The following is a 13,127-nucleotide window of genomic DNA, read 5'->3' as shown; positions in this document are numbered from 1 at the left end:
ACCTCCCTGCCGTTGGAATTGGACATCGTCGCCGGCGTCCCCTGCCCCGCGGGGACGGGGGCACCCCGGGTCCGGGCGGCGCATAGGTGGAAGCAGGGGACACGTGACGGGGGGTGGTGAAGTCGCACCGCCTGGGGTCAACGTTCGCCGCGACCGGGCGGGTGGTGCCCCTCGCCGGGCAGCCCGTCTCCGGCGCCACGCACGCCCTCGTGAACGGGAAGGGAGAGGCGGTCGTGCTCCTCCGCAGCCGCCGGGTCACTCTCGACGTGTACGCGGGCAGGCTGGCGCGCGCCGCCGGGGACCTGCGCGGGCAGGTGGAGGGGGAGCCCGCGCCGGTCCTGGAGGTGGCGCGCATGGCGCGCCTGCCGTGGCTCGACGGCGCGGAGGGCGGGTACGGGGCCGGGGGCACGGTCCGCGTGGAGCTGTGGTAGAATCTGAGTAATGCGCGAGGTTGAGATCTACACGGACGGCGCCTGCTCCGGAAACCCCGGCCCCGGGGGCTGGGCAGCGATCCTCGTTTACGGCCCGCACGAGAAGGAGCTGAGCGGGTACGAGACGAGCACGACCAACAACCGCATGGAGCTCCGCGCGGCCATCGAGGGGCTGCAGGCGCTGAAGGAGCCCTGCCGGGTCAAGCTGTACTCGGACAGCGCCTACGTGGTCAACGCCTTCCGCCAGGGCTGGCTGGAGCGCTGGCGGCGCACGGGCTGGCGGACCGCGGACAGGCAGCCGGTGGAGAACCGCGACCTGTGGGAGCGGCTTCTGGAGCTGGTGACGGTCCACCAGGTCGAGTGGCGAAAGGTCCGGGGCCACGCGGGGCACGCGTACAACGAGCGATGCGACGCGCTGGCCCGTGCGGCGGCCCGGCGCGCCGAGGAGGAGGTGCGGGGGCAGCGTGACCCGGGTCCTCGGGATCGAGACCTCCTGTGACGAGACCGCCGCGGCCGTCGTGGAGGACGGCCGGCGGGTGCTCGCCAGTGTGATCGCCACCCAGGCCGACCTGCACCGAAAGTACGGGGGGGTGGTGCCCGAGGTCGCGTCGCGCCAGCACCTGGAAAACATCGTCCCCACCCTGCGCGAAGCCCTGGCACAGGCCGGCGTCGACCTGGGGGGGATTGACCTGGTGGCGGCGACCGCGGGGCCCGGACTGGTCGGAACCCTGCTGGTCGGGGTCTCGGCCGCCAAGGCCATCGCCTTCGCCCTCGGCGTGCCCCTGGTCGGGGTCAACCACCTGCAGGGTCACATCTACGCGAACTTCCTCCGCCCCGATCCGCCGGAGTTCCCCCTCGTCTGCCTCGTGGTCTCCGGTGGCCACACGGACCTGGTCTACATGGCAGGACACGGCGAGATGGAACTTCTGGGCCGCACCCGGGACGACGCCGCCGGCGAGGCGTTCGACAAGGTGGCGCGCCTCCTCGGCCTGCCCTACCCGGGCGGCCCCCACCTCGAGCGCCTGGCCCGCGACGGCGACCCCGGCGCAGTGCCCATGCCCCGGCCGTGGCTGGAGGGCTCGTACGACTTCAGCTTCAGCGGGCTCAAGACGGCCGTCCTGTACATGGTGCGCGACGAGCCGGAGCGCCACCGGCGGGAGGACATCGCCGCCGCCTTTCAGGCGGCCGTCGTGGAGGTGCTGGCCACCAAGGCGGTCCGGGCGGCCCGGGAACGCGGGGTGCGGACCCTCCTCCTCGCGGGCGGGGTGGCGGCGAACCAGGCGCTCCGGCAGGCCGTGGAGGAGCGGGCGGCGCCGCTCGGCATCCGGGTCCTGTACCCGCCGCCGGCCCTGTGCACGGACAACGCCGCCATGATCGCCGCGGCGGGTTATCACGTCTGGCGCCACGGCGGCCGGGTGGACGGGCTCGACCTGGCGGTGGACCCGAACCTTGGCATCCTGGAGGGATGAGGGGACGTGGCCCGGCGCCTCACCTACCACCAGAACCGGGGCCCCTACAACTCGCTCCAGTCCTGGCCCCGGATGGTGCATCCGCTGCGGGTCGTCTGGAACTTCCTCTGCATCTACGCCGCCCGCTACAGCCCTTCCCTGACGCTCAAGAACTTCCTCTACCGGCTGACGGGGATGAGGGTGGGGCGGCACGTGTCCGTCGGCCTGGCGGCGGTCTTCGACATCTTCTTCCCGCAGCTCATCACGATCGAGGACAACGCGGTGATCGGCTACAACACGGTCGTCCTCTGCCACGAGTTCCTGGTCGACGGCTGGCGCACCGGGCCGGTGGTCATCGGCGAAGGGGCGATGATCGGCGCGAACTGCACGGTGTTGCCCGGGGTGGTCATCGGCAAGGGGGCGACGGTCTCGGCCATGAGCCTGGTGAACCGCGACGTCCCCCCGGGGGCGGTGGTGGGCGGCGTCCCCGCGCGGCCCATCCGGCGAGCGGACGGGGCGGACGACCCCCCGAGCGTCCGGGGCGGCGTCGAACACATTTGACGTCAGGAAACGGAGGAGGCGGCACATGCCGGTCAGGGCGTTTCGGGGAGAGGCTCCGGTGATCCACCCCTCGGCCTTCGTCGCGGACGGGGCATACGTCATTGGAAAGGTCGAGGTGGGGCCGGAGGCGAGCATCTGGTTCGGCGCCGTGGTGCGGGGGGACGAGGACCGCATCCGCATCGGGGCCCGCACCAACATCCAGGACGGGGCGGTGCTGCACGCGGACCCGGGTTTTCCGTGCACGATCGGCGAGGGGTGCGTGGTCGGCCACCGGGCGATCGTGCACGGCTGCACGGTGGGCGACCACTGCCTGATCGGCATGGGCGCCGTGGTGATGAACGGGGTGCGACTGGGCGAGGGCTGCGTCGTCGCCGCCGGGGCGGTCGTCCCGGAAGGGAAGGAATTCCCGGCCCGATCGCTCGTCGTCGGCGTGCCGGCCCGGGCCGTGCGGGTCCTGTCGGAGGAGGAGGTGCGCCGCCTGGTCCACGAGGGCGCCCGGGCATATGAAGAACTGGCGAGGGCGTACCGGGAGGAGCGCTGAGGCGGCCGCCGGTTTGCGATCCGGACGCCGGGCAAGACTCCTTCCTTAGAGGTGCTGGGCAGTGGTGAGCGTGGGGCAGCGGGTGCACTTCATCGGCATCGGCGGGTACGGGATGAGCGGGCTGGCGCGCGTGCTCCTGGAGACGGGGCACGTGGTCACCGGCAGCGACGCCCGCCGGAGCGACCGCACCGAGGCGCTCGAGCGCCTGGGGGCGACCGTGTACATCGGGCACGACCCGGCGCACGTGCAGGGCGCCGACGTCGTGGTGTACTCGACCGACGTCCCCGCGGACAACCCCGAGCGGGTCGCCGCCCGGGAGGCGGGGATCCCCCTGCTTCACCGGTCGGAGCTGCTGGCTCGGTTCGTCAACGACCGCGAGGGCATCGCCGTCACGGGGACCCACGGAAAGACGACCACCACGGCGATGACCGCGACGATCCTGGAAGAGGGCGGCCTCGACCCCACCGTGCTGGTGGGGGGCGAGGTGGACCACTTCGGGGGTACCGCGAAGGTGGGCCGCGGGCCCTACGTGGTGGCGGAGGCGGACGAGAGCGACGGCAGCTTCCTCCGCTACACGCCCCGGATCGCGGTGGTCACGAACATCGAGCCGGAGCACCTGGAGCACTACGGCGGCGACTTCGCCAACGTGGTCGACGCTTACCGCCGCTTCCTGGGCCAGGTCCGCCCCGGCGGCGCCATCGTGGCGTGCGCCGACGACCCCCGGGCCCTGGAGCTCGCCCGCGCCGAGGCGGGGCGGGTCCGGGTCGTCCTCTACGGGCTGGGCGCGGGGCCTGAGCCCGCCCCCGACTGGACCGCGTCCGGGGTGCGGGTCGAGCCGGCCGGCCCGGTCTTCACGGCCGTGCACCAGGGCCGGCCCGCCGGGGAGGTGAGGCTCGGCGTCCCCGGCCGGCACAACGTGCAGAACGCCCTGGCGGCGCTGGCCGTCGGCCACCTGCTCGGCGTACCCTTCCCCCGCATGGCGGCGGCCCTGGCGCGGTACCGCGGGGCAAGGCGCCGGTTCCAGGTCCTGGCCGAGGCAGGGGGCATCCGGGTGGTGGACGACTACGCCCACCACCCCACGGAGATCCGCGCGACCCTGCGGGCTGCCCGGGAGGTGGTCGGGCCGCCGGGGCGGGTGATCGCCGTGTTCCAGCCCCATCGCTACACCCGCACGGCCAGTCTCCTCGACGAGTTCGGCCACGCCTTCGGCGACGCCGACGTGGTCGTGCTGACCGAGATCTACTCGCCTCCGGGCGAGCGTCCGATCCCCGGCGTCTCCGGGCAGGTGCTGGCAGAACGGGTGCGCCAGGCCCGGGGCGCGGCGGTGCACCTCCTGAGCGACCCGGAGGAGATCGTGCGCTTCCTTCTCCGCGAGGCGCGCCCCGGCGACCTGGTGATCACCCTCGGCGCCGGCGACATCTGGCGGGTCGCGCGCGACTACGGCCAGCGGCTCCGGAGTGTGGTATAATACGCTGAAACCCGGAACCGGAGGAATGTACACGTGGACCACGTTCCCGTGGACTTTCGGGACAAGATCGGGCCGGAGGCGCTGACCTTCGACGACGTGTTGCTCCTTCCCGCCCGTTCCGAGGTCCTGCCGCGCGACGTGGACGTCTCCACCCGGCTCACGCGGCAGATCCGCCTCAACGTCCCGCTGGTCTCCGCGCCGATGGACACGGTGACCGAGTCCCGCATGGCCATCGCGATGGCCCGGGAGGGCGGCATCGGCATCATCCACAAGTCGATGCCCATCCAGGAGCAGGCCGCGGAGGTCGACCGGGTCAAGCGCTCCGAGCACGGCATCATCACCGACCCCGTCTTCGTGCACCCGGAGGACACCATCCGGCGGGCCGAGGAGATCATGGCCCGCTACCACATCTCCGGCGTGCCGGTGGTGGACCACGGCCACCGGCTCGTGGGGATCCTCACCAACCGCGACCTCCGGTTCGAGGAGAACTGGGACCGGCCCGTCCACGAGGTCATGACCCGCGAGAACCTCATCACGGCCCCGGTGGGCACCACGCTCGACCAGGCCAAGGAGATCCTCCGCCGCCACAAGGTGGAGAAGCTTCCCCTGGTCGACCGGGACGGCCGCCTCCGGGGCCTCATCACGATCAAGGACATCCAGAAGGCGAAGCAGTACCCCAACTCTGCCAAGGACGCGAGGGGCCGGCTCCTCGTGGGGGCGGCCGTGGGCGTGACCCCCCAGACGATCGAGCGGGTCGACGCCCTCGTGGAGGCCGGGGTCGACGTCGTCGTGGTGGACAGCTCGCACGGCCACTCGGTGGGCGTGCTGGAGACGGTGGCGGCCATCCGGCGGCGCCACCCGAACCTGGCCATCATCGGCGGGAACGTGGCCACCTACGAGGGCACCCTGGACCTCATCGAGGCCGGGGCCGACGCCATCCGGGTCGGCATCGGCCCGGGGTCGATCTGCACCACCCGGGTCGTGGCCGGCATCGGCGTCCCGCAGCTGACCGCCATCATGGAGTGCGCCCGGGCGGCGCGCCCCCGGGGGGTGCCCGTCATCGCCGACGGGGGCATCCGGTACAGCGGCGACATCGTCAAGGCGCTGGCGGCAGGCGCCGACACGGTCATGATCGGCTCGCTCTTCGCCGGCACCGACGAGTCGCCGGGCGAGATGGAGATCTTCCAGGGACGCTCCTTCAAGGTGTACCGCGGCATGGGCTCGATCGGGGCCATGAAGGAGGGCAGCCCCGACCGCTATTTCCAGGAGCAGGGGGCCAAGCTGGTGCCGGAGGGCATCGAGGGCCGGGTCCCCTACCGCGGGCCCCTCGCCGAAACGGTCTTCCAGCTCGTGGGCGGCGTGCGCTCGGGCATGGGCTACTGCGGCTGCCGGACGATTCCGGAGCTGCAGGAGCGGGGGCGGTTCATCCGGATCACCAGCGCCGGCATCCGCGAGAGCCACCCGCACGATGTGCAGATTACGAAAGAGGCGCCGAACTACAGCGCCCAGTAGACGGGCACCCGGGCCCGCCGGTTCCCTGCGCTCCCGCACGGCGGGCCCCGTCGCGCCAGGGATGGAGGAGAACAGCGGAAGATGTCCGTCCTGCCGTTCCCTGTAAAGCCCACAGCCTCTACCAGGACTGCCGGCGCGGCCCAGTCGGGACAGGGAGATCCCCCCGTGGAGAAGTTCGTGATCCGCGGAGGCCGCCGTCTGAGCGGACGTACGCACGCCAACGGGGCCAAGAACAGCGCGCTTCCCATCATCACCGCCGCGGCGCTCGCCAGCCAGGGCGAGAGCATCCTCGAGAACGTTCCGGACTACACGGACATCCGGGACCTGTGCGACATCCTCCGCGCCCTCGGGGCGGAGATCGAGGAGGTCGAGCCGGGCACGCTCCGGGTGCGGGCGGCCGAGCTCAGCGGCCACGTCGCGCCCTACGAGCTCGCCCGCAAGCTGCGGGGTTCGACGTACGTGATGGGCCTGCTCCTGGCCCGGCTCGGCCGCGGCGAGGTGGCATGCCCTGGCGGGTGCGACATCGGCGCCCGGCCCGTCGACTTCCACCTGAAAGGCTTCAAGGCCCTCGGGGCCGAGGTGGAGATCGAGCGTGGCTCGATGATCGCCCGCAAGGTGCAGCTGCGCGGCAACCGCTTCTACGTCGACCGCGCCAGCTTCGGCACGACGATCAACATGATGATCACCGCCTCCCTGGCCCCCGGCACCACGGTGCTGGAGAACGCCGCCCGGGAGCCGGAGGTGGTCGACCTGGCCAACTTCCTCAACTCGATGGGCGCCCGGGTCCGGGGCGCCGGCACCGAGACGATCCGGATCGAGGGCGTGAAGCGCCTCCGGGGGGCCCGCCACGAGATCATCCCCGACCGGCTGGAGACCGGCACGTTCCTCATCGCCGGCGCGCTGACCGGAGGGGACGTCACGGTGGAGGGCTGCATCCCGGAGCACCTGGGCACCGTGATCGCGAAGCTGCGGGAGGCCGGGATGGACGTGGAGGTGGGGCTCGACACCCTGCGCTGCCGCGGCCGGCGGCCGATCCAGCCGGCCGACGTCGAAACCCAGGTCTACCCCGGCTTCCCGACCGACCTGCAGTCCCCCTGGGTTACCCTGATGTCCGTGGCCGACGGGGTGTCCGTGGTCACGGAGACGATCTTCGAGAACCGGTTCGGCTTCACCAACGAGCTGATCCGGCTCGGGGCCCAGATCAAGGTCGACCGCAACTCGGCGATCATCCGCGGCGTCGGCCGGCTGACCGGCGCGCCGGTGGAGGCCCGGGAGCTGCGCGGGGGGGTCGCCCTCTGCCTGGCCGGGCTGGTCGCCGAGGGGACCACGGAGGTGCACGGGGTGCGCTTCATCGACCGGGGCTACCACCGCATCGAGGAGAAGCTGCGCTCCCTGGGGGCCGACATCGAGCGCGTGCGGGCGTGAGGTGAGCCGTCATGCGTCTCCGCTTCGCCGTGGCGGCGCTCCTGCTTGTCGGGCTGGCCCTGGCGGCCGGCTGCCGGGCCGGCGGCTCCCGCGCGCCCGGCCCCACGGCCCCGCCCGCTCCCGGGGCCGGAGAGGTCCGGGAGGAACCGCAGGCGCCGGCGCAGAAGAACCGAACGGTCACCGTGTACTTCGCGGACGCCCAGGCGATGTACCTTCGCCCCGCCCGGCGGGAGGTGCCGGCGGACCGGCCGGCGGCCGGCATCGTGCTGGCGCTCCTCGCCGGGCCCACGGCGGAGGAGAAGGACCTGCGCCCGACCTTCCCGCCCGGCACGCAGCTCCGGGGCGTCACCCTCGCGGGCGGGGTGGCCACGGTCGACTTCTCGGCGGACCTGCAGAAGAACTTCGGCGGTGGCTCGGCCGGCGAGCTCATGCTGGTGTACTCGCTGGCCAACTCGCTGGCGGAGCTTCCGGGCATCACCGCGGTGCGCCTGACCGTGGAGGGCAGGCCCCTCGAGACCCTGGGCCACATGGACCTGACCGAGCCCGTGGCCCCGCGGCCCGACCTGGTGCGGCGGTAAGCCCCCCGGGAGCAGCCGGCCCGGCCCCCAAGCGGCCACCCACGCAGGAGCCCTCGTGGCCCGTCCCCCTACCAACCGTTCGTTTGCGTCCAGTCGGATACCCGCACGCAGGAGGAGTGAGTGGCGCCATGGCACAGCGGGAGGCCGTGATCGTCAGCGCGGTGCGCACGCCCTTCGGGAGCTTCGGCGGGGGTCTCCGGGACCTCCCGGCGGTCGAGCTGGGGGGCATCGCGATCCGGGAGGCGCTCCGCCGCGCCCGGCTCACCGGTCAGGAGCACCGGGTCGACTACGTGGCGATGGGCATGGTGCTGCAGGCCGGGGCCGGCCAGATCCCGTCGCGCCAGGCCGCCCACCGGGCCGGGATCCCCTTCTCGGTGCCCTCCGACACGATCAACAAGGTGTGCGCCTCCAGCCTGAGGGCGGTGAACATCGCCGACGCCCTCATCCGGGCCGGCGACATCGACATCGCCGTGGCGGGCGGCATGGAGAGCATGTCGAACGCCCCGTACCTCGTGCGCGGCGCCCGCTGGGGGATGCGCATGGGGCACGGCGAGCTGGTCGACGCCATGATCCACGACGGCCTCTGGTGCGCCTGGGGCAACGTCCACATGGGCGTGTACGGGTCCGAGGTGGCGGCCGAGTTCGGCATCGACCGCCGCGCCCAGGACGAGTGGGCGCTCCGGAGCCACCAGCGCGCCCTGGCGGCCTGGGAGGAGGGCCGCATGCAGGAGGAGGTCGTGCCCGTCGAGGTGCCCGGTCGCAAGGGCGAGGTGCGGCGCGTGGAGCGGGACGAGTCCATCCGCCCTGACACCTCCCTGGAGAAGCTCGCCGCCCTGAAGCCGGTCTTCACCCCGGACGGCACGGTCACGGCCGGCAACGCGCCGCCGGTGAACGACGGCGCCTCGGCCCTGGTGATCATGTCGCGGGAGAAGGCGCGCGAGCTCGGGCTCGAGGTGCTCGCCACCATCGTCAGCCAGGGGCAGGTGTCCGAGGAGCCGCGCTACCTCCACACCGTCCCGGCGCGGGCCGGCCTGAAGGCGCTGCAGAAGGCCGGCCTGAGCCCGCGGGACCTGGCGCTGGTCGAGATCAACGAGGCGTTCGCGGCGGTCACCCTCACCTCGATCAAGATCGGCGGCTTCGACCCGGAGCGGGTGAACGTGAACGGCGGCGCCGTGGCCATCGGCCACCCGATCGGCGCCAGCGGCGGTCGCATCCTCATGACCCTCGTCTACGAGCTCCGCCGCCGCGGCGGCGGGTACGGGCTGGCCGCGATCTGCTCCGGCGGCGGACAGGGCGAGGCCACGGTCGTCCGTGTCGACTGAGGCGAGGGGGGTGGGAAGGTGTTCGTCGGCAAGGGCGAACCCACGCCGGTGGAGATGATCCCGGGAATCTTCCGCAAGACCATGAGCACGACCGCCGGCATGATGCTGTGCGAGATGACCTTGCGGTCGGGGACACACGTGCCTGCCCACAGTCATCCGCACGAGCAGATCGGGTACGTGGTCTCCGGATCGCTGCGCCTGCGGATCGGCAGCGAGGAGCGGCGCCTTGATCCGGGCGACGCGTACGGCATCCCGGGCGGGGTCGAACACGAGGCCTGGGCCGAGGCCGACACGGTCCTGGTCGAGGTGTTCCACCCGCAGCGGGAGGACTACCGGTAGGCGGAGCGGGGGCACAGGCAGCGGCAAGCAGTCCTGTCATGGCGTGGGGTGGGAAACCGTGGAGTTCCGGAAGGTCATGGTCGCGGGCGCGGGGCAGATGGGTTCCGGCATCGCCCAGGTGGCGGCGCAGGCGGGGCTCGAGGTCTGGCTCCGGGACGTGGAGGAACGCTTCGTCGAGCGAGGGCTTGCCACGATCCGCAAGCACCTCGACCGCGACGTGGAGAAGGGGCGCAAGACGGCGGAGGAGCGGGAGGCGATCCTCGGCCGGATCCACCCGACCCTCGATCTCGGGCCGGCCGCCGGGGTCGACCTCGTGATCGAGGCGATCGTGGAGAACCGGGAGGCCAAGCGGTCCCTCTTCGCCGAACTCGACCGGCTGGCGCCGCCGGGGGCCATCTTCGCCTCCAACACCTCGTCCCTGCCGATCACCGACCTGGCGACGGCCACCCGCCGGCCCGACCGGTTCATCGGGATGCACTTCATGAACCCCGTGCCGGTGATGAAGCTCGTGGAGATCATCCGCGGGCTGGACACGTCGGAGGAGACCTACGCGGCGATCCGGGACCTGGCCGGGCGGATGGGCAAGACGCCGGTGGAGGTGCACGACTTCCCGGGCTTCGTCTCCAACCGCGTGCTCCTCCCCATGCTCAACGAGGCGATGTTCGCGGTGTACGAGGGGATCGCCTCGGTCGAGGACGTCGACACCGTGATGAAGCTCGGGATGAACCACCCGATGGGGCCGCTGGAGCTGGCGGACTTCATCGGCCTGGACACGTGCCTGTACATCCTGAACGTCCTGTACGAGGGGTTCAAGGACCCCAAGTACCGGCCGTGCCCGCTCCTGGTGCAGCTCGTGCAGGCGGGCCACCACGGACGCAAGACGGGGCAGGGGTTCTACCGTTACGAGGCGGACGGCTCCCGGGTGCCGGCCGTCCGGCTCCGGGCCTAGGGGTCGGGGGTCAGGACCACGTCCGGAGCAGCAAGACGAGGAGAATGGCCACGCTGGCGTATCCGAAGAGCGGGTAGAGCGTCGCCACCAGGCGGGCGAACCCGAAGGGGCTGAGGGCCAGGGCCAGCGCCACGGTGGCGAGCGCCGCCGTCCGGTAGGCGGGGTCCGCGAAGCGGGGGGCGTCCGGCTCCGGCCCCCCGGCCGCGCCGGGCGACCGGGCCCCGCCTCCGGGGAGGCCCCCGCGGCGCGCCGGGGCCGGCACGTGTACGGGGACGTGGGGCGCCAGGCGCCGGGCCAGGCCGAAGGCGCTCGAGACGGCCGTCGTGTACACCTCGGCCCACAGGACGGCCGTGTACAGGGACGGGACGGGAGGCCGGTAGAGCCGGGCCAGGTAGAGCATCGGCACCTCCCAGTTCGCGGCCTCGGGGAGGTGCGCGCTGATGGCGAGGTGGAGCCCGACCCCGAGCACCCCGAGGCCCAGTCCGCCCAGGACCCCGCCGGCGACGAGGACCGCCCGGTCCGGGATCTCCGCTCCGAGGGGGGCCAGCACCGCGAGGGCGAGGACGATGTTGTAACCGGCGTAGACCCACGCCGACGTGAACCAGTCCGGCGCCGCGGCCAGGGCGGGCGCGCCGGCGCCGGGCGCGAGGGGGCCCCCGAGGCTCGCCCGGTAGATCGTGGCCCCGGTGAGCCCCAGGACGGAGGCCACGAGGAGGGGCACGACGACCCCGTTGGCGGTCAGGAGGCCGGTCAGCCCGCTCCAGATGGTGGCCAGGGTCAGGGCCGCCCCCAGGCCCGCCCCCACCCAGGCGGGGAGCCGCAGCTGCTCGGCGGCGATCGCCCCGCTGGCCGCCAGCATCACGGCGAGGGCGGCGAACAGGAAGGCGGACACCACGGTGTCGGCGGCCGCGCCCAGGCGGGGGCCGAGGACGTGGTGGAGCAGCTCGCGGTGCGAGCGCGCGCCGAGCCGGCGCCCGAGGTCCATCACGAGGGCGCCGAAGGCGCACAGGAGCACGGTGGTGACGGCGATGCCCCACAGGCCCGCCCGCCCGAAGGACGCGAAGAAGCGCAGCGCCTCCTGGCCGCTCGCGAAGCCGGCGCCCACCACCGTGCCCATGTAGGTGGCCGCCACCTGCAGAACCCGGGCCGTCCGCCCCATGCCCGGCCCCCCTGGCCGTTCCCTTGCGCGGTTAGTATAGCCGTGGCGCAGCCCCGGACATGCCGCGGCACAGCGTGCCGCCGGCGGAAAACAACGCTAGAATAGGAGGAAACGGCTCCTTGACACCGGAGCGGAAGGGGGTTGGCGGAGTGGAGTTCTTCCAGCTCCGGCGAGTGGACGAAGCCCAGAGCCTCTTCCTGGAGGCCTGTCCGAAGGGGCCGCTCGGGGTCGAGGAGCTGGACCTCCTCGAGGCGCATGGCCGGTGCCTGGCCGAGGACGTGCGGAGCGCCGGCGACCTTCCGGCCTTCGACCGCTCCTCGGTGGACGGTTACGCCGTGCGGGCCGGGGACACGTTCGGCGCGTCGGAGGGGCTGCCGGCCTACCTGAGGGTGGTAGAAGAGATCCCGATGGGACGGGCGCCCGCCCGGCGGCTCGGCCCCGGCGAATGCGCCCGCATCGCCACCGGCGGGATGCTGCCGGACGGGGCGGACGCCGTGGTCATGATCGAACACACGGAGCACCTGGCGGCAGACGAGGTGGGGGTCCTGCGGGCGGTGTCCCCGGGCGAGAACGTGATGCGGCGCGGTGAGGACTGCCCTGCCGGAGGGGTGCTCGTCCCGGCGGGCCGCCCGCTGCGCGCCCAGGAGCTGTCCCTCCTGGCTCATGCCGGCGTCCTGCGGGTGCGGGTCGCCCGGCGGCCCCGCGTGGCCATCGTGGCCACCGGCGACGAGCTGGTGGACCCCGGCGAGGAGCCGGGGCCCGGCCAGATCCGGGAGTCGAACAGCTTCGCCCTGCGGGCCCTGGTGGCGGAGGAGGGAGGCCAGCCCGTGTTCCTGGGCCGGGCTCCGGACGTGCGGGACGCCGTTGAGGCGAAGCTGCGCGAGGCGCTGAAGTACGACGTCGTGCTGGTGTCCGGGGGGTCATCGGTCGGCGCGCGGGACATGACGGCGGAGATCATCGGCGGCCTGGGCCGGCTGGGCATCCTCGTGCACGGGGTGAACCTGAAGCCCGGCAAGCCCACCATCCTGGCCGTGGTGGACGGCCGCCCGGTCGTGGGCCTGCCCGGCCATCCCGTCAGCGCCCAGGTGGTGTTCGCCCTGTTCGTCTCCCCTCTGCTGCGCCGCCTGCTCGGCCTTCCGCCCTTCCCGGGGCACCGCCCGGCCGTCCGGGCCCGGATGGCGAAGAACGTGGCCTCGGCCGCCGGGCGGGTGGACGTGCTGCGCGTGGCGCTCGAGGCCAGGGACGGCGAGCTGTGGGCGGAGCCCGTCCAGGGCAAGAGCGGCCTCATCACCACGCTCACGCGGGCGGACGGGGCGGTCATCATCCGGGAGGAGAAGGAAGGCCTCCTGGCGGGCGAGTGGGTGGACGTCCACCCGATCTGAGCGGTACGATGA

14 protein-coding genes are annotated in these 13,127 nt (G+C 72.9%); 13 read left to right on the top strand and 1 reads right to left on the bottom strand.

What is annotated here, in order from left to right; genetic code table 11:
* Positions 1-113: 113 nt before the first annotated feature.
* From caldi_RS12050 to caldi_RS11995, 12 genes are all read left to right on the top strand, one after another.
* Positions 114-431, top strand: coding sequence for a hypothetical protein (locus caldi_RS12050; protein ID WP_264842001.1), 318 nt, complete (start codon positions 114-116; stop codon positions 429-431).
* Positions 432-441: 10 nt separating this feature from the next.
* Positions 442-930, top strand: coding sequence for a ribonuclease HI (rnhA, locus tag caldi_RS12045; RefSeq protein ID WP_264842000.1), 489 nt, complete (start codon positions 442-444; stop codon positions 928-930).
* Positions 896-1,900 carry a tRNA (adenosine(37)-N6)-threonylcarbamoyltransferase complex transferase subunit TsaD gene (gene tsaD / locus caldi_RS12040; RefSeq protein WP_264841999.1) on the top strand — a complete coding sequence of 335 codons (1,005 nt, stop codon included), beginning with the start codon at positions 896-898 and terminating at the stop codon, positions 1,898-1,900. The genes rnhA and tsaD overlap by 35 nt, the downstream gene beginning before the upstream one ends.
* Positions 1,901-1,906: 6 nt before the next feature.
* Positions 1,907-2,440, top strand: a complete 534-nt coding sequence (locus tag caldi_RS12035) for an acyltransferase (protein WP_264841998.1) — start codon at positions 1,907-1,909, stop codon at positions 2,438-2,440.
* Between the two features lie 25 nt (positions 2,441-2,465).
* Positions 2,466-2,981, top strand: coding sequence for a gamma carbonic anhydrase family protein (locus caldi_RS12030; RefSeq protein WP_264841997.1), 516 nt, complete (start codon positions 2,466-2,468; stop codon positions 2,979-2,981).
* Positions 2,982-3,045: 64 nt separating this feature from the next.
* Complete coding sequence (gene murC / locus caldi_RS12025; RefSeq protein ID WP_264841996.1) at positions 3,046-4,449, top strand: UDP-N-acetylmuramate--L-alanine ligase; 1,404 nt, start codon at positions 3,046-3,048, stop codon at positions 4,447-4,449.
* 33 nt (positions 4,450-4,482) lie between these two features.
* Positions 4,483-5,961 (top strand): IMP dehydrogenase, encoded by a 1,479-nt coding sequence (guaB, locus tag caldi_RS12020; protein ID WP_319951754.1) that lies wholly within the window; start codon positions 4,483-4,485, stop codon positions 5,959-5,961.
* Between the two features lie 165 nt (positions 5,962-6,126).
* Positions 6,127-7,386: a UDP-N-acetylglucosamine 1-carboxyvinyltransferase gene (murA, locus tag caldi_RS12015; RefSeq protein ID WP_264841995.1), complete on the top strand. Its 1,260-nt coding sequence runs from the start codon at positions 6,127-6,129 to the stop codon at positions 7,384-7,386.
* A gap of 11 nt (positions 7,387-7,397) precedes the next feature.
* Entirely contained in the window at positions 7,398-7,964 is a 567-nt protein-coding gene (locus caldi_RS12010) for a GerMN domain-containing protein (protein WP_264841994.1), read from the top strand.
* Positions 7,965-8,092: 128 nt separating this feature from the next.
* Positions 8,093-9,286, top strand: coding sequence for an acetyl-CoA C-acetyltransferase (locus caldi_RS12005; RefSeq protein WP_264841993.1), 1,194 nt, complete (start codon positions 8,093-8,095; stop codon positions 9,284-9,286).
* Between the two features lie 18 nt (positions 9,287-9,304).
* Positions 9,305-9,625: a cupin domain-containing protein gene (locus caldi_RS12000; RefSeq protein WP_264841992.1), complete on the top strand. Its 321-nt coding sequence runs from the start codon at positions 9,305-9,307 to the stop codon at positions 9,623-9,625.
* Between the two features lie 58 nt (positions 9,626-9,683).
* On the top strand, positions 9,684-10,574 hold the full coding sequence (locus tag caldi_RS11995) for a 3-hydroxybutyryl-CoA dehydrogenase (protein WP_264841991.1): 891 nt from the start codon (positions 9,684-9,686) through the stop codon (positions 10,572-10,574).
* A gap of 10 nt (positions 10,575-10,584) precedes the next feature.
* Here caldi_RS11995 and caldi_RS11990 read toward each other — a convergent pair whose 3' ends face one another.
* Positions 10,585-11,733 carry a YkvI family membrane protein gene (locus caldi_RS11990; protein WP_264841990.1) on the bottom strand — a complete coding sequence of 383 codons (1,149 nt, stop codon included), beginning with the start codon at positions 11,731-11,733 and terminating at the stop codon, positions 10,585-10,587.
* A 119-nt stretch (positions 11,734-11,852) separates the two neighbouring features.
* Here caldi_RS11990 and caldi_RS11985 point away from each other — a divergent pair, with 119 nt between their 5' ends.
* Positions 11,853-13,115, top strand: a complete 1,263-nt coding sequence (locus caldi_RS11985; protein WP_264841989.1) for a molybdopterin molybdotransferase MoeA — start codon at positions 11,853-11,855, stop codon at positions 13,113-13,115.
* The last annotated feature ends 12 nt before the right edge of the window (positions 13,116-13,127 follow it).

The organism is Caldinitratiruptor microaerophilus (genome assembly GCF_025999835.1).
GTDB classification, from domain to species: Bacteria; Bacillota; Sulfobacillia; order Symbiobacteriales; family ZC4RG38; genus Caldinitratiruptor; species Caldinitratiruptor microaerophilus.
The sequence above is the reverse complement of the archived record's forward strand: the minus strand, read 5'-3'. Positions and strand labels throughout refer to the sequence as shown.